The sequence below is a fragment of the Chryseobacterium sp. FR054 genome, from assembly GCF_056844565.1.
Genome location: NZ_JBXDSA010000001.1, coordinates 634,333 through 653,047 on the forward strand (window position 1 = coordinate 634,333; position 18,715 = coordinate 653,047).

An 18,715-nucleotide genomic window follows, 5' to 3' on the forward strand; every position below is an offset into this window, starting at 1 on the left:
CGGAATAGTATTTGAACTTTTATTGAAAAGCAAAATCATGCCCGAAGGACCATCCATACTTATCATGAAAGAAAGCCTGCAGCATTTTACCGGAAAAACAGTGACAGAAGCTTCGGGTAATGCCCAGTTCGATAAAGAGATCCTGACGGGAAAAACGCTTCAGGATATCCGTACTTTTGGAAAACAGACTTATCTTATATTTAAAGATCATGCAGTCCGGATCCATTTACTGATGTTCGGCTCTTACAGTATGGATGAGCAGACCAAACCGGATAAAAGCCTTCGTCTTGCCCTCCGTTTCCATTCTGAAAGTATGTATTTTTACACCTGTTCCGTAAAACTTGTCGATATTCAGTTTTTGTCTTGCATCGACTGGGAAGCCGATGTCATGAGCGACCGGTGGAACCCGGAAAAAGCTGAACAGAAACTGAAAGCAAAGCCGGAAATGATGGTATGCGATGCGCTGATGAACCAGGATATTTTTTCAGGCGTGGGCAATATTATCAAAAATGAGGTTCTTTTCAGAATCGGGGTACAGCCGGAAAGCCTTGTTGGGAAACTGTCTGCAAAAAAGCGTAAAGAACTTATTGCGGAAGCCCGGAATTACAGTTTTGACTTTTTGGAATGGAAAAAGGCATTTGTTTTGAAAAAGCACTGGCTGGTTCACACGAAAACGACCTGTCCGAAATGCGGAAGAAAACTGATTAAAAAGCAGACCGGACTTGGCAAACGAAGAAGTTTTTACTGTGAAAAAGACCAGAAGCTTTATTCCTGATCTGTTGGTTCCTATTAATAAATATTTGTACTTATCTAATCAGAATTCAGGAATCCGCCTGCATATCTTGTAAAGAATTCTGATCTGTACACCTCTCCTATCGGAATTTCAGATTCATCAATATAAATATTATGATTGTCGAATGAATCAATAAAATCTACATTCACCACATAAGATTTACTTACTCTCAGAAAGGTTTCCCATGAAATTTTCTGATGGATTGTTTTCAGGTTCATGGCGGTAATAAGTTTCTGCTGGCGGGTATGGATCACCACATAATCTTTCAGTCCTTCAATGAATTTAATATCTGAAAAACCGATCTTATAAAACCTTCGGTCTGCTTTTATAAACAGAAAGTCCGCCGTATTGGATTCCACCGTATTTTTTACCGTGTCTTTGGATAAAAGTTCGCTGTACAGGATGGCTTTGTCTATGGCTTTTTCAAGCCGTTCAGGATCAACAGGTTTCAGGAGATAGTCTACCGCTTCCAGTTCATAGCTTTTCAGGGCATATTGGGAATAGGCTGTTGTAAAGATGACCAGAGATCCTTCCGGCAGCATTTCAGCAAATTCAAGGCCCGTAACCATCGGCATTTCTATATCCAGAAAGATCAGATCTGTATTCTTTGTTTTAAGAAAATCCATTGCAGCGGGAGCGTTTGAAAACTCCCCAAGAATTTCCACTTTTGAAGTTTCATTGATCAGTGAGCGCATTTCTGCTCTTGCCAGCGGCTCATCATCTACTATAATGCAATTCATACGGGGATTTTTAAATTTACGGTATATTCTTTTTCTGCGGAAACAGTCTTCAGGTCAAAGGCATTGTCATATAAAAGTTCCAGTCTCCTTTTGATATTGGCCAGCCCCAATCCGCTGTATTTTCCGTTTGATACAACAAAGTCGGGGTCTCTGGAATTGATACAGGTAAAATAAAGTTCTTTATTTTCAGTTCTGATGACAATTCTGATATAAGACTCTTTATCCCCGATGTCTATGCTGTGTTTTACAGCATTTTCAACAAAAGTAGTAAATAAATTAGGTGGTATAAAGATACTTTTTGCGATTCTGTTTTCTATATCAGCATCAATAGTAAATGAAAAATTTTCTCTTCTTATCTTTTCGAGGTTAAGAAAGTTGGAGAGGAATTCAATTTCTGAAGTCAGCAATGTTTTTTCTTCACTGTTTTCATAGAGCTGGTATCTCAGGAATTCTGATAATTTCACAATTACTGCCGATGCTTTTTCAGGATCTGTACGGGTCAGGGCTTTCACATTATTCAGCATATTAAACAGAAAATGCGGGTTGATCTGGTTCCGGAGTTCATTCAGTTCCATCTGAAGGGTAAGGTTACTGAGTTCGGCTATTCTTTTATTATCATGAATCCATTTCTGTAAAAGTTTAACGGTAGTGGTTGTCAGAATAATAGGCACACACATCAGAACTCCTTCGTAAATACTTCCTTTTTCACCTTCTTTTTTTATATTGACCACCCTGAAATCTGAAAACAGGCTTTTAAAGCCATAGCCTATAAGATTCAGTCCGATCACTCCCATCAATACCAGTAAAATGAAATAGGTAATATATTTTGTCCTGAAAAAGAATCTGGGTACAAGAATATAAATATTAACGTATACCATCATGATCAGTACGATATATACAAAAAAGAGAATATAATACTGATACACACCGGAATACCAATGCCAGAATCTGGCACTGTACAGCAGGAGAAAAAAGAAGATCAGAAACAGCAGATGCCTCGAAAGCCGGAACCGGTCTTCTATCAGAAAGTCCATAACAAGTGTTTCTTTGAATTTGTAGCTGCTCAGTTTCATATTTTCCGGTGTCGTTAATACTTAACAAAAATAGAGATTACCATCCACTATTCATATAATATTATACCAACCCTGTATTTTATTATACCAAGTTTCCGTGAACCGGGTTTCGTATAAAATAAAAGCCGTTTGGTATAAAAATATTCCAAAGAATACTTATTCTATATTTCTTTGTGCTGTTCAATTTATGCTTATGGAATTAGCCGTTTTTCAGGAACTGACACAGGAAATAACTTCAGAATGTTTTTATATGACCGCATCCCAACAGGAAGAAAAAGTAATACAGCTTATCGATCTTCATCATTTTACAGAATGTTATAATCACAGAATCAAAATACTTGATTACATCCATCATTCTATTAATATTATTGAAGAAGACGGTATTCTGAAAGGTATTCTGTTTTATGATATGAAACACTCCAACCCGTTTGACTGGAACGCATTTGAAGAATTCAAAAGGCGCAATCAGCTGAAAGAAATTTGGTTTGTGTTTGTGGAAGAAAACCTTATTTCCGACAGTGCGTGTTATACTGATTTTATCATCGAAAACAGTATTGAAATATTCTATGACAGGATATTCCGGTTCAATTTTTTTCAGTCTTCCATTCAGAAACTAAAATAAAACTATGAAAACACGGAGAATAATTCTTGTTCCGTTTGCAATGCTTCCATTTAAAAATACGGTATATGCCCAGAAAAAAGACAGCATCCCGTTAAAGGTAAGAGCATTTTTGGCTGATAAATTTCCGCAGACACGCGATCTTATTGTAGATTTTACCCAGACTGCCCCTTACCGGTTTTCATCAGACCTTCAGGGGGCAGATCTGCCTGAGCGTACCGTGAAAAGCTTTCAGCAGATAAGAGCCGGAGCCAATATGTATTTCGTAAAGAAGAAAAGCTGGATGCTGGGTACCTCTCTGAACTACCGTTATACCTCAATAAAGACGGAAACCCCTGATATGGCTGCAACAGCAAAACTGGAAAAAGATTTTCATTACCATTCTGAAGCATTGAATTTCAGCTATTTTTCAAAGCTGCTGAATAAAACGGTTATTTATTCCGCTTCGGTTTCCACAGACGGAAGTGACCGGCATTTTGAAAGAATCAGAGGAACAGCCGCTGTTTCATGGATTCTGAAAGCAACACCGAAAACCAAAATGATCATAGGTTTGGCCGGGTTTATTGATCCCAGTACACAGATTCCGGTGCTTCCAATTTTTACATATGAAAACAAATTCAATAACGGATGGGTACTTGACATTCTCCTTCCTAAAAAATTACTGATACGAAAGAATCTATTTGCTAATGGAAGAATCTCGCTGGGAACAGAGATGGATAATACCAATTTTTACCTGTACCGCAACAGCAGGACCTATGAATTCCGTCAAATCGAGATCAATTCAGGAGCGATCTATGAGCATCATCTCGGCGGAAACTTTATAGGGATTTTAAAAACAGGGATCAGAGCCGTTCCCCGGGCAAGACTTTTTGACAAGGAAGAATCTTTTAAAGACTATACTTTTGAAGCCCGTCCTCAGCCTTCATTTTATTTCAATATCGGAATATCTTATAATCCTTTTGGAAAGGGCCGAAAAAAATAACGCCGGTTCAGAGAAACTCTCCGGAGATTTCAAAAAATGAAGCTGTAAACCATTGCATATTTATAAGGCAAAAACTATCAGGAGGATCATCCTGCTTTTCAGAATCAACTGGAAAATCCATCCAATAAACTTAACCGTCCTATCTACTACCTGTTGCTTCTGCTCATCATTGATCAGTCCTACTTCTAATGCGTTCCCATCTTTGAAAACACATTAATAACAATTACCCCGATAACGATCAGCGCAATACCAATGATTGCCGGAAGGTCCGGAACCTGTTTAAAAGCAATCACTCCGATCAGGGTAATGAAGACAATTCCTACACCGGACCAGATTGCATATGTTATTCCTACCGGGATCTGCCGGAGGGTAATACTCAGAAAGTAAAAAGCAGCAGCATAGCCTATTACTGTAATAACGGAAGGCCACAGCTTTGAAAATTCTTCAGATTTTTTCAGAAAACTGGTTGCAATGATCTCGAATAGTATAGCAAGGGCAAGAAAAATATAACTGCGTCCCATAGGATGATTTTATACAAAAATAGTGAAAACAACTTTTCCCGTACCACAGAATATACTCAAAGGCTATAATACTGACAGTCTGCCTGTCATCTGACATTATTTCAAAATAATATGACAACTCATCTTAGGACGTGTCATCAATTCTGCCAATAACAGAAGTTTAAACTGACCCCATCCGGGAGGGGAGAAAATAAGTTTCGTTAACATAAAAAATCACCGACTGATGAAATCCTCCTGTCTGGAATTTTCTTTTTAGACCGGTATTATGCGATGCATTTCTTATTTTTTGTTTTATCAACTTCAATATATAAGCCTCAAAAGCATTATCATTTTTATAAAAAATTACAGATAAGACAATAAAGATATTAATAAATTTTCAATAGTACATTAATTTTATGTAAACAAAAATTCAATAAAAATTTAAATCAACCACATATAACACACTGATATACATCATAATTATTTGCTTTGGCACGTGATTTGAAAGTTGTAATATTGCAATTGTAAAATTGATAAAAATAAGTCAAATAATTAAAAATAAAACAAAATGGTAACTTACATTGGTATCGCAACATGTGTAGTCGTTTTCTCTTCTTATTTCGCAACTGTAAAGAGAGAAGAAAGAAACTAAGTTCTAATTGAAGCAGAAAGCCTATAGAACAACTATATTAATTGTATTGTTTATGTTTTTAATCTGGTCATATCAGATTCCGCTCTTTTACTCATTGGAGTAAAAGGGCCCAAAAACATAACTTTAAACTGAACTTCATAACAAATTTTATATATCCAAATAGTTTAGCCGTGCTTCTGTACGGCTTTTCTTATTTTTCCCGGTTTATCTAGCTTTGGAAAACCCGGAGATTGAAAATATATTTCGCACAAGGATAAACAAAAAATTAATTGGAAATTGTATAAATTAAGGTAAACAAAGGCGTAAACTTAGCAAAGTAATACAAAAGGGCCTTGCATTTCAAAGATAAGCGAAGCGGCTTTGTTTATCTTAAAAGCACCTCTTTGTTTAACTTTGTGATTAATAAAAAATCTTTTATCTCAACTCTTCTTTCAAATCTCCTTTATCCCTCCTCTGGACTACCTCTTTATGATCTTTCAGGATCTGCACTTCAAATGAGAAAGCTTTATCTTTGTCTGTATAATTTTTTTTTCAATCAGCATGAATCTGTATAACCTTATTATTCAGGATAAAGAGCAGGTAAGCCTTAATGATGTATTTCTGGATGTTCATAACCGGGAGCAGCTTGTACAACTCATTAAAGAGCATACGTATGTAAAAGAACTTCAGGAATATGGTCTTCCGGTAAATAATAAAATTCTTCTCCAGGGAAATTCGGGATGTGGAAAAACAATGACCGCCAAAGCCATAGCCCACACTCTAGGTAAAAATATTATCATTCTGAATCTCAGCAATATTGTTTCATCCCGTATCGGAGAAACATCCCAGAATATTAAAATGATATTCGACAAAGCGGCAAGGGAACGCTCGGTTCTTTTTCTGGACGAGCTGGACCAGATCGGAAAAGCGCGGGGCAGCGATGATAAAGATGTAGGCGAAATGAGAAGGCTGGTGAATACACTCATCCAGCTGATCGATTATTATCCGGAAAATGCACTCCTGCTCTGCGCGACCAATCATCCTGAAATTATTGACACTGCCTTATTGAGACGTTTCCAGCTAAAGATCAACTACAAAATGCCGTCAGCAGAATTTCTGGACACTTTCTATGATGACCTCCTGTCTAAATTCCCTGAGGAATTCCGGGATATTGAGAGAAAATACGAAATCTCCTTTGCTGAAGCTAAAGATTATGCCCTTACTTCTGTAAAATCTGCTCTCATCAGAAAGCTGGAAAACCAGAAAATCTCCCGGTCATGAAAGAAGATATTCTTCATAACATCAGGATCATCTGCGACAGGATAAAAAAAGCCTGTGAAAAAGCAGGCAGAGATCCCGGGGAAGTACGGCTGCTCCTGGCAACGAAAACAGTTCCTGCTGAACGTATCAGAATCGCTTTGGAGAACGGTCAGGCTCTGATTGCCGAGAATAAAGTACAGGAGCTGAAAGAAAAATATGATGATCTTAAAGATATTCCTCACGAAAACCATTTTATCGGGCACCTGCAGACCAATAAAATCAAAGATATTCTGAAGTATGAGGTATCTTGTGTGCAGTCTCTCGACCGTCTGGATCTTGCGGAAAAACTTCACCAAAAACTTTTAGCGGCAGGAGAAAAAACCATTGAAGTTCTGATCCAGGTGAATACTTCGCAGGAGGACAGTAAATTCGGGGTTCACCCTGGTGAAGCTGTGGAACTGGTCAGAAAAGTGGCAGAATTCTCTACTTTAAAAATCAAAGGACTGATGACGATCGGCCTGTTCAGTGCGGAAACAGAAAGAGTCCGGAATTGTTTTAAAATTCTTAAAAATCTACAACAGGAAATCATTTACGAAAATATTCCTGATGTGGAGATGAAGGAACTTTCTATGGGCATGAGCGGAGATCTGGAGACCGCCATTGAAGAAGGCTCTACCATCGTGCGGGTGGGAACTGCTGTTTTTGGAACAAGGGTGTATCCGGACAGTTATTATTGGGATGAAAAGGCAGGCCCTGATCCATCAAAATTCAACTATGATCCTAAGAAAAAAAGTCTTGCTGACTATTTTCCGGATGACCATGATGATGAATCCGCTAAAGAAGACCAACCTTTGAAAGATATATACTGGCATGAAACCGGTCATTTAATCGGGAAGATCATCTGTAAAGAACTGGGGTTTGATTTTGGAAAAACAACAGGTTTATTTTTTGATAAAAAACATCCCAGAATAACTTATGATCCTAAAAATAATCCTTTTCATCTTATATATTTTGGGAAATGCAAAGATTATTATAATGAAGACAATAATATTATTCAGATATATGATGAAAAATATAAAGCTCTTGTAAAAGGTAACTTTAATAAATCAAATTTTCTATCATTTATTACCTATATCTTATTAGGTGGGTTCTTTAATATCTATTCTCACCGCTCTGGAACCATTGAAAATATTGGTTCTGATTTAGACGAAATATTTCAGAACCTGGAAGACGACGTTGATTATTCCCAACTTCCCGGATGCGGAGGCGATGACTGGAATAAAATAAAAAACCTTCTAGGCATTTTTAAAATTGATCTTATCAAAATAAAAGAGTTCAGGAGGAAGTTATTTGATGTATTTATGAAATATGATTTTTTCTCTTTTTTCACCAATGAAATCAATCCACAATTTGAGCAGGGAATTAAAGAGTTAAAAAATGAAGAATTAGCAGCCTATGAAGAACTCATAGCCAGAAAATTTCTGAGTTTCCCTGAAAAAAGGGCTTTATCAGATGGGCTCACCCAAATATTTGAAGAATTTAAAATCCTCTTAAATAGTACGAAATAACGCTTTTCTATCTGTTCAAAAATACGGTACATTTTTTGCTTATAATTCACTAATAACCAAACTGATACACTTATGACAAAAAAATTACTCTTTGGATGCCTGTTGATAACGGCATTATTCTTTTTTTCATGTGACAGACCTGCTCCGTCACAGATGAACAGAAGTGAAGCTTCCATTGAAACCGTTTCAATGATCACCTTTCTCGCTATGGGAATCGCTATTCTGATAGCCTACAACTATAAGAGAAGGTAAAATATCAGAACACAATCAATTCATATCACCTTTCAATATCTGAGAGGTGATTTTTTTTGAGTTACTATTGAATGTTTTTTCATCTTAAAAATAAGGCTTTGCATTTCAAAAATAAGCGAAACGGCCTTACTTATCTTAAAATGTTTGTAATTACTCAAAAATCCAAACGTTTTAAGCTAAAAGCCCATCAAATCAATTCTGAAGATTATACCAGATTTTTAAAGAGAAATTGATTAAATTTAAACCGATCCGGCCTGTATATCAGCTGCAATATCTGTTTGAAAACTAAAAAGCAGCTGAAAATGTAACATTTCAAACTTACCGGATGTCTTTAATATAAATTACATCATGAAAAACTTAAAAACCGTATTCATTTTTTCTTTGTTTACGTTAACAACCACATCCATATACGCCCAGAACTGCGATTGTAAAAAAAACTTTGAATGGGTAAAAAAAACTTTCGAGGAAAATGATGCAGGATTTGAATACGCTTTAAAACAGAAAGGAAAACAGGCCTATGAAGACCATAACCAAAGGACAGCAGAAAAGGTAAAATCAATTAAAACATACAGCGAATGCGGACCTGCCCTGTATGAGTGGATGACCTTTTTCCGCTCGGGTCATATCGCAATAAGGAATATCGGCAAACAGCAACCTTCAAAACCTGCTGACAACAATCAGAAGCGGGAAAATCAATTTGCAGGCTGGGAAACCTTCCCGATGGAGGCCCTGGATTTCAAAAAATATCTGGATCAAAAGACAACCGCTGATTATGAAGGGATATGGGAAACCGAACCCTATAAAATAGGAATTAAAAAGAAAGGAGACCGGTATGTAGGGTTTATCATAGAATCGGGAGCAGAAACCTGGACAAAGGGACAGGTAAAACTGAAACTTGATTTTTCTGATGGCAAAACAAATTCTGTGTTTTATATGCGCGACCACTCTGCCGTAGAATCCAAAGAAATAAGCATGATCGGGAAAAACCATTTACAGATCGGGGATTTCAGTCTTTCAAGGGTTTATCCTAATGTGGAGGATGATCCGAAATATGCCCAGTACTTCAGATCGGTAAGCGCCAATAAGCCTTATATTGAAAAGCTCAACGAAAAGACCCTGTATTTAAGAATACCGTCTTTTCAGGCATCCGAAAAAAAGAAGATCGACAGTGTAATTGTTGCCAACAGGGATAAAATTTTTGCCACTGAAAACCTTATCATCGACATCAGGAACGGAACCGGGGGAAGCGATGCCAGCTATAACAAAATCATCCCTTTAATTTATACCAATCCTATCAGGACCGTAGGCGTGGAATTCCTGTCTACAAAACTGAACAATCAGAGAATGATGGATTTCATCAATAAACCTGAATACGAATTTGATGAAGAAGGTAAAAAATGGGCGAAAATTTCTTTTGACAGACTGGAAAAGGAACATGGAAAATTCGTCAACCTCAATAAAGAGGTGGTGAGCATTACAAAATACGATACCATTTATCCATATCCCAAAAATGTAGGAATCATCATCAACCAGCGAAACGGAAGTACAGACGAACAGTTTTTACTGGCCGCAAAACAGAGTAAAAAGGTAAAATTATTCGGTACGACCACTTATGGCGTTTTAGATGTTTCCAATATGTATTTCGTTCCTTCCCCATGCAGGGAATTTGAATTGGGCTATTCGCTTTCAAGAAGTATGCGTATTCCGGATTTTACCATTGACGGCAAAGGGCTTCAGCCTGATTTTTATTTAGACCGAAGTATTCCTGTATATGAATGGACAGAGCATGTGAATACGGTATTGAACGGTAAATAAATGTTTGAGTGAAAATACCGGGATATCTGATTCTTCAATCAAACTAAGCAAAAAGAAATATTTTACAGTAAAATTTAGCCATATAAAGAAATATTTATTTTTAATTCAGTGTTAATAATAAATATTTGTTTATTTTTGGCCCCTCGCATTGTATAAATAAAAATGTGGCATAATAACCTGTTAAAAACTCAAAACCAATTACTACATGAGTGCATTATGGAAAATGGCGGTCATGGAAAAGAAGAAAGACTCCACCGGTTTACCTGTTAAATCCGATCATTCCGATGCAGGGCCGTTTCGCGATGTATCCATGTATCCAATCCGGGCAATATTTCCAGATTACTTTATATTCAGAAAACCGGGATCATCACAAGCAACAACAGGCTTTTCACAGGAAGAAGCCAACAGCAGACCGCCGGTTTTTAAAAATTTTTAACTGATTTGCGGAAAGCAATACCTCATACCAACAATAACTAATTCATCAATAAAAAAAAAACCATGAGCTTTTTTAAACGTTTAAAAAACAGCATTCTAGACATCGCTGAAAAAGAATTCCCTAAAGACTATACAGATGACGGAAATGAATATCATATTATTCCTGAACCGTACGATTTCACATATTCATCCGTAAAAGGAGACTTTCGCCTAAATCGCCTGGCAAACGGATTTTGTGCCAGCTGGAAAAAATTTATCGTCAGCCGCGACTGGAACGGAAATGTTCTGTATTCGATAGATGGATTCGGAAGAGCTGTTGCCGTAAGTCCTGATAAGACTAAAATAGCAACAACAAGCGATGATAAGGAAATCGCCGTCTTTGATGCACAGAATGGAAACAGGATAGCCGGTACTACAACTAAAGCCTATATTTCAGAGTTAGTATGGACAAAGAATAATTACCTTATTGGAAGTAATCCCGACACCGTGTTTGTTTTCGATTCGGATTGTAATTTTATAAAAGCGATCGAACAGATAAATGGCAATGACTTTGAATTTATTACCGGGCTGTGCTTACACAGTCAAAATGACGATTATATCACAGTTCTGGAATCGAATGGCGACCGGGTAAGTATCATCAATTTTAAAACAGGTGAAACTGTAAAAACAAAAGAGATCCGTAATTCCGGAGAACTTTTTTATTCGGAGGAAAATCAAATATTCTGGATTCCTTTTGAGCGTCAGAATTATGTTCTGACCCTTAATGAAGATCTGGATGAAATCAAAAAGCATTATTATGATGGAAAGAAAGGGGTAAAACACAGCGGACAGGATGAAGATGACCTTTCATGTACTGCCTGGACCACCCTTCCTGCATTAAGCCCTAACGGAAGACGCTTTCTGATTAACGACTGCTCCGGATTGCTGAGTTTAATAAGCTCTGATTCTGAAAAATGGTGTTACCGGACTTTCAACAGAAATTTAGTTGACTATGCATATGCTATGATCTGGCAGGATGATGATCACTTTGTAGCACTTCTGGATGATTACAGGGTGATAAAAGCAGATATCAGGGGAACGGAGCCGTTATTTCTAAAAAGAGACGATCAGGAGATCTGAATTAGAAGCAGACAGAAGGCATAAAACCAATAAAGGATCAGGCTTACCGAAAAACTAATGGAAAAAACGGAATTTAAATTTAAACAACATATATTTACAATTCAATACTAAAACCATTTAAACTAAAACTATGGCTATCAATTTTATATCAGAAGAAGAAAAAAATGATTTCTGGACACTTTCAAACACTATTCAGGCCGGAAATTATGAAGAAGCTTTACATATTTCTAAAACGTTACTGGAAAAATTTCCCCACAACAAAGCGATCTATCACAACCAGATCGGCGCAATGATTTACCTCTCCAAAAGTGATTACTGGGGTGCTACCAATCATTACTCCAAGGCATTAGAATATGGCTTTGATGCGGATGTGTGTGAAGACAACATATGGGAATCTGCCGTAGATTCCTACAAATCCCTTATTGACTGTGAAGAGGGGTTCTGTAAAATTATGATTACCGCCACTCAGGAATTTATCCCTGCTAATGATTTGGTGAAGAAATATGAAAATCTTTTTCCATCCGGGAAATATGTTGAGGAAGCTAAAGAGCTTAATTATATTTTTAATTTGGCAAAAGAGCTCCAGGATAACAACAACTATACCTCTTCAGCCTTAAACCAAAACTATTCAGGCAAATATCCGGCCGGAAAACATCATGAAGTGGTGACTGCCCTGGCTGGAATTATAGACAATAATCCCTAATTTTCATACTAAATGACAGATTGTGCCGTCCGTAATAACAAAAAATCCCTCTCATTACTGAAAGGGATTTGCTATATCTAAAAACTCAGATCACCTATAAGTTTCAATTGGCTCCGTCCATACGAAGAGGAGTGTTTTCTTTTCATACCTTTAATCAGTATTCTTATTCTAAGAAATACTTCATACATACATTCCATTTTTTCAGCACATTTTTTTATCTTTACTATTCAGAAATTTCAATCAAGCTTAAAAACTACAAATGGAACAAAAGATACATCAGGGAAGAAATGTAAAAAGATTCAGAGAAATGCTTGGCATCAAACAGGAAGCTCTGGCATTGGATTTAGGTGATGACTGGAATCAAAAGAAGGTCTCATTATTGGAACAGAAAGAAGCCATTGAAGCTTCTCTTCTTCAAAAAATCTCTGAAGTCTTGAAAATCCCTGTGGAAGCATTCCAGAATTTCGATGAAGAACAGGCGGTTAATATTATTGCCAATACTTTTTCTTTAGATAATGGTTCAATATTTAATGCACATAATACTAATCCTATATTCAATCCGGTAGAAACCATTCTTAAAATACACGAAGAGAAAATTGCTCTTTATGAAAGAATGCTGAAAGAAAAGGATGATATGATGGCCAGATTAGAAGCATTAATTAAAACTAAATAATAACCATATAAACCTCGCTTTCATGTGAGGTTTTCTGCTCCGCAAAGTCTCCTGACTTTGCGGTACTTAAAAAAATATTCTCCCTTTCATCATTAAAAAGAATCGTTTGGCTTTGCTCAAAGTCGAGAGACTTTGCGCAGCATCCGGTTATCATAAGAAGCAACAACCAAAAGCCGGGGATTTCGCATAGCAAACAAGTTAAGTTTTGACTAATTCCACTTTTTACCCTAATGCTCTCCGCAAAGTCTCCTGACTTTGCGGTACTTAAAAAATATTCTCCCTTTCATACTAAATGACAGATTGTGTCGTCCGTAATAACAACAAATCCCTCTCATTACTGAAAGGGATTTGTTATATCTAAAAAGCTCAGATTACATATAAGCTTCAATTGGCTCACATGTACATACTAAGTTTCTGTCTCCGTAAGCTTCGTCTACTCTGGATACTGAGGCAAAGAATTTGTGGTCTCTTACCCACTCCAGCGGATAGGCTGCTTTTTCTCTGCTGTATGGCTTGTCCCATGAGTCTGAAACAACTACCTGTTCTGTGTGAGGTGCATTTTTCAGTACGTTGTTGGCCTGATCTGCTTCACCGTTGGCGATTTCATCGATTTCTTTTTTGATAGAGATCAATGCTTCAGCGAAACGGTCGATTTCTGACTTGCTTTCAGATTCCGTAGGCTCAATCATCAATGTTCCGGCAACCGGGAAGGAAACGGTAGGAGCATGGAATCCGTAGTCCATTAATCTTTTCGCTACATCAGCTACTTCAATTCCTAAAGATTTGAACTGACGGAAATCTACGATACATTCGTGAGCTACCCTTCCGTTCTCGTTTGAATATAAGATCGGGAAATGTTCCGCCAATACTTCTTTCAGATAGTTGGCATTAAGGATAGCGTGTCCTGTTGCTTTTTTCAGACCATCAGTTCCTAGCATTTTAATGTAAGCATAAGAAATGTTAAGGATCAATCCTGAACCGTAAGGTGCCGCGGAAATACCGTCGATAGCTTCTTTAGCACCGATTCTGATATTGGCATTGGAAGGAAGGAAAGGTACAAGATGCTTGGCTACGCAAATCGGGCCAACTCCAGGACCTCCTCCACCGTGAGGAATGGCAAAAGTTTTATGCAAGTTAAGGTGGCAAACGTCTGCTCCGATGTTTCCGGGGCTTGTAAATCCAACCTGAGCGTTCATGTTGGCTCCATCCATATATACCTGTCCGCCATGTTCATGGATGAGACTTGTAATTTCTTTAATATTGGCATCAAAGAATCCGTAAGTAGACGGATAAGTGATCATTACGCATGATAAATTCTCAGAATGCTGTTCTGTTTTTGCTTTAAGATCTTCGAAATCGATTTCTCCGTTTTCAAGATTCTTCACTACAACGATTTTCATTCCTGCCATTGCTGCGGATGCCGGGTTGGTTCCGTGTGCAGACTGAGGGATCAGTACTACATTTCTGTGTCCTTCTCCTCTTGAAATGTGGTATTCTCTGATAACCATCAATCCTGCATATTCTCCCTGAGCTCCGGAATTCGGCTGAAGAGAGGTTCCTGCAAAACCTGTAATTTCTGCAAGGTCTTTTTCAAGTTCACGGATCATTTCCTGGTAACCGCCTGCCTGGTCTACCGGTACAAACGGGTGAACACTTCCCCAGTTATCCCATGATAACGGAAGCATTTCCGTAGCTGCGTTCAGTTTCATCGTACAAGAACCAAGAGAGATCATAGAATGTGTCAGTGATAAATCTTTTCTCTCAAGACGCTTGATGTAACGCATCAGTTCTGTCTCTGTATGATATTTGTTGAATACCTGCTCGGTAAGGATTTCGTCTTTTCTTAGGTTTTCTTCAGGAATGCTGTATCCTTCTTTGATTTCCAGTTTGAAAGTCTGCTTATCTTTAAACTGAGCGAAAGAAGCCATTAAATAATTCAGTTTATCCAATGTGGTACTTTCGTTGATCGCAATACTTACCACGCCTTCAGTGAAGTAGTTTAGGTTCAGTCTGTGATCAAGCATCATTCTCATCAGTCTTCCTTTTTCATCTTCATTTAAAAGGATTTTCACTGTATCGAAAATCGGCTCTTCTACCGTCTGGTATCCTAATGCTTTAAGACCGTTTTTCAGAGCATTGGCTTTAAAGTGGATCTGATCAGCGATATAATTCAATCCTTTAGGACCGTGATAAACCGCATACATTCCGGCCATTACTGCTAAAAGAACCTGAGCGGTACAGATGTTTGACGTTGCTCTTTCTCTTTTGATATGCTGTTCTCTGGTCTGTAATGCCATTCTCAGGGCACGTCTTCCGTACATATCCTGGGAAACTCCGATAATTCTTCCCGGAATATCTCTTTTATAATCGTCTTTACAGGAGAAGAATGCCGCGTGAGGACCTCCGTAGCCTAATGGAATACCAAATCTCTGGGTAGTTCCCACAGCACAGTCAGCCCCCATAGAAGCCGGAGATTTCAGTTTAACCAACGCCATCGGGTCGCAGGCTACAACTACCTGTAAATCCAGTTTTTTATATTCTGCAATATCTTCCGTATAGTCTAAAACGATCCCGTTTTTCCCCGGATACTGTAATAAAACTCCATAGTAAGAAGCATCAAACGCATGGGTTTTGTGATCGCCTACCACAATCTCGATGCCCAGTCCTTCTGCTTTGGTTTTCAATACAGAAACGGTCTGAGGAAGTACCAGCTCGGAGATAAAGAATTTATTAGCCTCTGCTTTTTTCTGGTCTTTCGTTCTGTTGTTGAAGAACATATGCATAGCTTCAGCAGCAGCAGTGGATTCATCCAGAAGAGAAGCGTTAGCCAGTGTAAACCCGGTAAGGTCGCATACCACAGTCTGGAAGTTAAGAAGAGCTTCCAGCCTTCCCTGGGCAATTTCTGCCTGGTATGGAGTATAGGCCGTATACCAGCTTGGATTTTCAAAGATATTTCTCTGAATGGCTGACGGCAGAAGTGTGTTATGGTAACCAAAACCAATATAGCTTGTATAATCAGTATTTTTTGATGCCAATTCTTTTGAATGGTTCAGCATCTCGTATTCTGAAAGCGGTTCCGAGATCTCCAGATCTTTCTCTAAACGGATAGAAGAAGGGATAGTCTGAGAAATTAACTCTTCAATACTTGAAACGCCCAATTTTTCCAGCATCGCCTGTTTATCGGCTTCATTAAGGGAAATGTGACGGTTCACAAACTGTTCTGTATTCATTTTTATTTATTAGATTTTGTTGTAAAAAAGATTCGTAAAATTACAATTTTTTACAGGATTGTACAACAATCTGAAATTATCAATATTTCAATGAAAACCAAATATATGTTTCAAAATGAATATTTTAACATTCTTTCATTAAACAAAATATAAAAATGTGTTTTATCAAGATCTCGAATGCTCCTCTTCAGACCATATGCAGAACATACGATTTTTATTTACCGGATGATTGATCAGAATTATCCTTATTAATTTTCCAATTCATCCGTATAAATCTTTTAAAATGATCCATATCAGTCTGAATATTATCCTTACTATCTAATTAGATTTAATCCAGAGTCCGGGTTAAGGAATTCAGAGATAAAAAGGCTGGAAGTTACTTCCGGTTATAGATAGATCGGGGTTAAATGACACTACTCTGAGACTCATTTTGGAAAAGCCATCACAGTGAAAAAGTGGTTTTCGGGTAGGAAATAAAAGATTCATTCAGGCCGAAAACAAGCTAATAATCAGGTTTTGTAATATTTATGAATTTTTATTAATTATATTTATTCTAAATTAATATATTTGTACCATGAATATGATAGTTCCGTTTAAAGTACCGCCTTTAGCTCCTGTATATGCATTCAATAATGAAGATATGTATTGCGAAAAGAAATCCTGCTGTAAAAAATTCAAGAAAGGGAAAAGATGTAAGAAATGTCCCGGCAGAAAAAAGATGGCTTAATTTATATTAAGTTATTAAAAAGTACATAAGCTGCGATTATTAAAAGGATAATCCCCCAGATCAGCATTACAATTTTTGGCTGCCCGTACCTGTTTGTCAATGTTCTCGGCTGAGGCTTAAACATCTCTTCTACTGTATTTTTGAATTTTTCAGTATCATTTTCAAAAACCTCTGTGATGGTAATTCCCTGTACAGCGGTTTTATGCAGAAGCGAGTTGGTGGCATGCAGCAGCAGCTGAAATTTACCGTCTTTAAATTCCGTGATTTTAAATATTCTCTCCCCATAAGGCTTTTCCAGGCCGAAAGGCAGTACTTTCACCACATCAGCATTACTCGTCTGCCAGCTGATGATGATCTCCTCTCCTTTTTTAGCATGAATTTTATTCGCCGTAAAAGTTTTGATAGCAGGCGGAATATTATATCTGAAACTTTTCTGATGGTTTTCCAGATTCTGATCATAGGTTTTTCTCCCGGCCGGATCGCTCAGGGTCTCATAAGCCTCCTGAATCTCGCGGAAACGGTCTGCAAAGAAATCATCGTTTTCGTTTTTGTCCGGATGGTATTTTAAAGAAAGTTTTCTATAAGCCTTTTTGATGTCTTCTTCTGAAGCATCCTGAGAAATTCCGAGAAAATAGTAGTAATCTTTCATTGAACTATGCAAAAATAAGGATTAAGTTTTTATTCCGGCGCAGATTTCACGGATGACAGAGATTTTTTCATGATATTTTACTGAAATAGGTTGGGGTGAGCAGTTAAAAACCTAACAGGTCTTTGAGACCTGTTAGGTTTGTACAGTCTCAGCATTATTCTCCAAGCAGATTTAAACACAAAAAATTCCGGCGCGGGAAGCTTCGCTTCCCCGCGCCGGAATTAAACAATTTCAATTTAGTATTCTACTTTTTACGCTTCACAGCTCTTATCTTTTCGGCAGCATCCGGATGCGAACTCCTTTTTGAATTTCCCTTTCAGTTCCTGATACTGTTCATCATTCATTTCTCTGATCTTATCGGCCAGTCCGAAAGGTGATCTTTCTTTGATTCCGTATTCGTTAAAAATACCTTTGATAAATCTTTTTCTCTGTATTGCTTTTTTGGCGATCATGGCTACGCCTACTACTGCCAATGCTCCAAGAGCTCCTTTTAATGCTGAATTTTTCATTTTTTCAAAATTTTAAATTTTACTACTTCTTGTTTTTTATATAGACGAATGAATTTTAATTTTACTTTACTACTTCTTGAAAATTTTTAAATTATTCGTTGTTTCTGTTGAAGAATCCTCCTGAACATCTGTTTCTCCATATTTCTTTGAATTTCTCTCTTTCTTCAGGAGAAAGACTTTCCATTTTCTGTCTCATTTTTCTTTCTTTAAGATCTTTCATTCCTTTTCCGAAATGGAAGCCACCGAAAAGAATTTTACTTAAGATCAGGATTCCCATCGCCTGCCAGAATGTGATAGACTTTACCCCCAGAATCTCAGGGAGCAGGCAGTTCCAAAGCTGCATCACGATCCAGGTAACCGCGAGAAGGATTAACGGCGGGCATAGCAATAAAAAAATCCAGCCTTTTTTGTGTTTATGATTCATAATTTCTTTTTTA

General features: G+C 37.5%; 17 protein-coding genes and 1 pseudogene. 11 read left to right on the plus strand and 7 right to left on the minus strand.

Annotated features, from left to right (window positions below):
- Nucleotides 1–37 precede the first annotated feature (37 nt).
- Complete coding sequence (locus AC106S_RS03205; RefSeq protein ID WP_482437689.1) at nucleotides 38–775, plus strand: DNA-formamidopyrimidine glycosylase family protein; 738 nt, start codon at nucleotides 38–40, stop codon at nucleotides 773–775.
- A gap of 35 nt (nucleotides 776–810) precedes the next feature.
- Here AC106S_RS03205 and AC106S_RS03210 read toward each other — a convergent pair whose 3' ends face one another.
- Both AC106S_RS03210 and AC106S_RS03215 read right to left on the minus strand, forming a co-directional pair.
- Nucleotides 811–1,533 carry a LytR/AlgR family response regulator transcription factor gene (locus AC106S_RS03210; RefSeq protein WP_482437690.1) on the minus strand — a complete coding sequence of 241 codons (723 nt, stop codon included), beginning with the start codon at nucleotides 1,531–1,533 and terminating at the stop codon, nucleotides 811–813.
- Complete coding sequence (locus AC106S_RS03215; protein WP_482437691.1) at nucleotides 1,530–2,606, minus strand: sensor histidine kinase; 1,077 nt, start codon at nucleotides 2,604–2,606, stop codon at nucleotides 1,530–1,532. The genes AC106S_RS03210 and AC106S_RS03215 overlap by 4 nt, the downstream gene beginning before the upstream one ends.
- Before the next feature lie 193 nt (nucleotides 2,607–2,799).
- Between AC106S_RS03215 and AC106S_RS03220 the strand changes: the two genes are divergently transcribed.
- Nucleotides 2,800–3,228: a hypothetical protein gene (locus AC106S_RS03220; protein ID WP_482437692.1), complete on the plus strand. Its 429-nt coding sequence runs from the start codon at nucleotides 2,800–2,802 to the stop codon at nucleotides 3,226–3,228.
- A gap of 4 nt (nucleotides 3,229–3,232) precedes the next feature.
- On the plus strand, nucleotides 3,233–4,207 hold the full coding sequence (locus AC106S_RS03225) for a DUF6268 family outer membrane beta-barrel protein (protein ID WP_482437693.1): 975 nt from the start codon (nucleotides 3,233–3,235) through the stop codon (nucleotides 4,205–4,207).
- Nucleotides 4,208–4,392: 185 nt separating this feature from the next.
- On the opposite strand, the gene AC106S_RS03230 is transcribed toward AC106S_RS03225, so the two are convergent.
- On the minus strand, nucleotides 4,393–4,728 hold the full coding sequence (locus AC106S_RS03230) for a DMT family transporter (protein WP_482437694.1): 336 nt from the start codon (nucleotides 4,726–4,728) through the stop codon (nucleotides 4,393–4,395).
- A gap of 1,171 nt (nucleotides 4,729–5,899) precedes the next feature.
- Here AC106S_RS03230 and AC106S_RS03235 point away from each other — a divergent pair.
- The 8 genes and pseudogenes from AC106S_RS03235 (at nucleotide 5,900) to AC106S_RS03270 (ending at nucleotide 13,163) form a co-directional block, all read left to right on the plus strand.
- Nucleotides 5,900–6,619 carry an AAA family ATPase gene (locus tag AC106S_RS03235; RefSeq protein WP_482437695.1) on the plus strand — a complete coding sequence of 240 codons (720 nt, stop codon included), beginning with the start codon at nucleotides 5,900–5,902 and terminating at the stop codon, nucleotides 6,617–6,619.
- Nucleotides 6,616–7,344 (plus strand): annotated as a pseudogene (locus AC106S_RS03240) (YggS family pyridoxal phosphate-dependent enzyme); the annotation flags it as partial. The gene AC106S_RS03235 and the pseudogene AC106S_RS03240, both read left to right, overlap by 4 nt.
- A gap of 894 nt (nucleotides 7,345–8,238) precedes the next feature.
- Nucleotides 8,239–8,418 (plus strand): hypothetical protein, encoded by a 180-nt coding sequence (locus AC106S_RS03245; protein WP_482437696.1) that lies wholly within the window; start codon nucleotides 8,239–8,241, stop codon nucleotides 8,416–8,418.
- Nucleotides 8,419–8,766: 348 nt separating this feature from the next.
- Complete coding sequence (locus tag AC106S_RS03250) at nucleotides 8,767–10,233, plus strand: S41 family peptidase (RefSeq protein WP_482437697.1); 1,467 nt, start codon at nucleotides 8,767–8,769, stop codon at nucleotides 10,231–10,233.
- Nucleotides 10,234–10,438: 205 nt separating this feature from the next.
- Nucleotides 10,439–10,669 carry a hypothetical protein gene (locus AC106S_RS03255; RefSeq protein ID WP_482437698.1) on the plus strand — a complete coding sequence of 77 codons (231 nt, stop codon included), beginning with the start codon at nucleotides 10,439–10,441 and terminating at the stop codon, nucleotides 10,667–10,669.
- Nucleotides 10,670–10,731: 62 nt separating this feature from the next.
- Nucleotides 10,732–11,787 carry a hypothetical protein gene (locus tag AC106S_RS03260; protein ID WP_482437699.1) on the plus strand — a complete coding sequence of 352 codons (1,056 nt, stop codon included), beginning with the start codon at nucleotides 10,732–10,734 and terminating at the stop codon, nucleotides 11,785–11,787.
- A 130-nt stretch (nucleotides 11,788–11,917) separates the two neighbouring features.
- Nucleotides 11,918–12,490 (plus strand): tetratricopeptide repeat protein, encoded by a 573-nt coding sequence (locus tag AC106S_RS03265; protein WP_482437700.1) that lies wholly within the window; start codon nucleotides 11,918–11,920, stop codon nucleotides 12,488–12,490.
- Between the two features lie 259 nt (nucleotides 12,491–12,749).
- Nucleotides 12,750–13,163, plus strand: coding sequence for a helix-turn-helix domain-containing protein (locus AC106S_RS03270; protein ID WP_482437701.1), 414 nt, complete (start codon nucleotides 12,750–12,752; stop codon nucleotides 13,161–13,163).
- 371 nt (nucleotides 13,164–13,534) lie between these two features.
- On the opposite strand, the gene gcvP is transcribed toward AC106S_RS03270, so the two are convergent.
- The 4 genes from gcvP to AC106S_RS03290 form a co-directional block, all read right to left on the minus strand.
- Nucleotides 13,535–16,393 (minus strand): aminomethyl-transferring glycine dehydrogenase, encoded by a 2,859-nt coding sequence (gcvP, locus tag AC106S_RS03275; RefSeq protein WP_482437702.1) that lies wholly within the window; start codon nucleotides 16,391–16,393, stop codon nucleotides 13,535–13,537.
- A 728-nt stretch (nucleotides 16,394–17,121) separates the two neighbouring features.
- On the minus strand, nucleotides 17,122–17,769 hold the full coding sequence (locus AC106S_RS03280; protein ID WP_482437703.1) for a J domain-containing protein: 648 nt from the start codon (nucleotides 17,767–17,769) through the stop codon (nucleotides 17,122–17,124).
- 251 nt (nucleotides 17,770–18,020) lie between these two features.
- Entirely contained in the window at nucleotides 18,021–18,278 is a 258-nt protein-coding gene (locus tag AC106S_RS03285; protein ID WP_482437704.1) for a hypothetical protein, read from the minus strand.
- 91 nt (nucleotides 18,279–18,369) lie between these two features.
- Complete coding sequence (locus tag AC106S_RS03290; protein ID WP_482437705.1) at nucleotides 18,370–18,702, minus strand: hypothetical protein; 333 nt, start codon at nucleotides 18,700–18,702, stop codon at nucleotides 18,370–18,372.
- Between the last annotated feature and the right edge of the window lie 13 nt (nucleotides 18,703–18,715).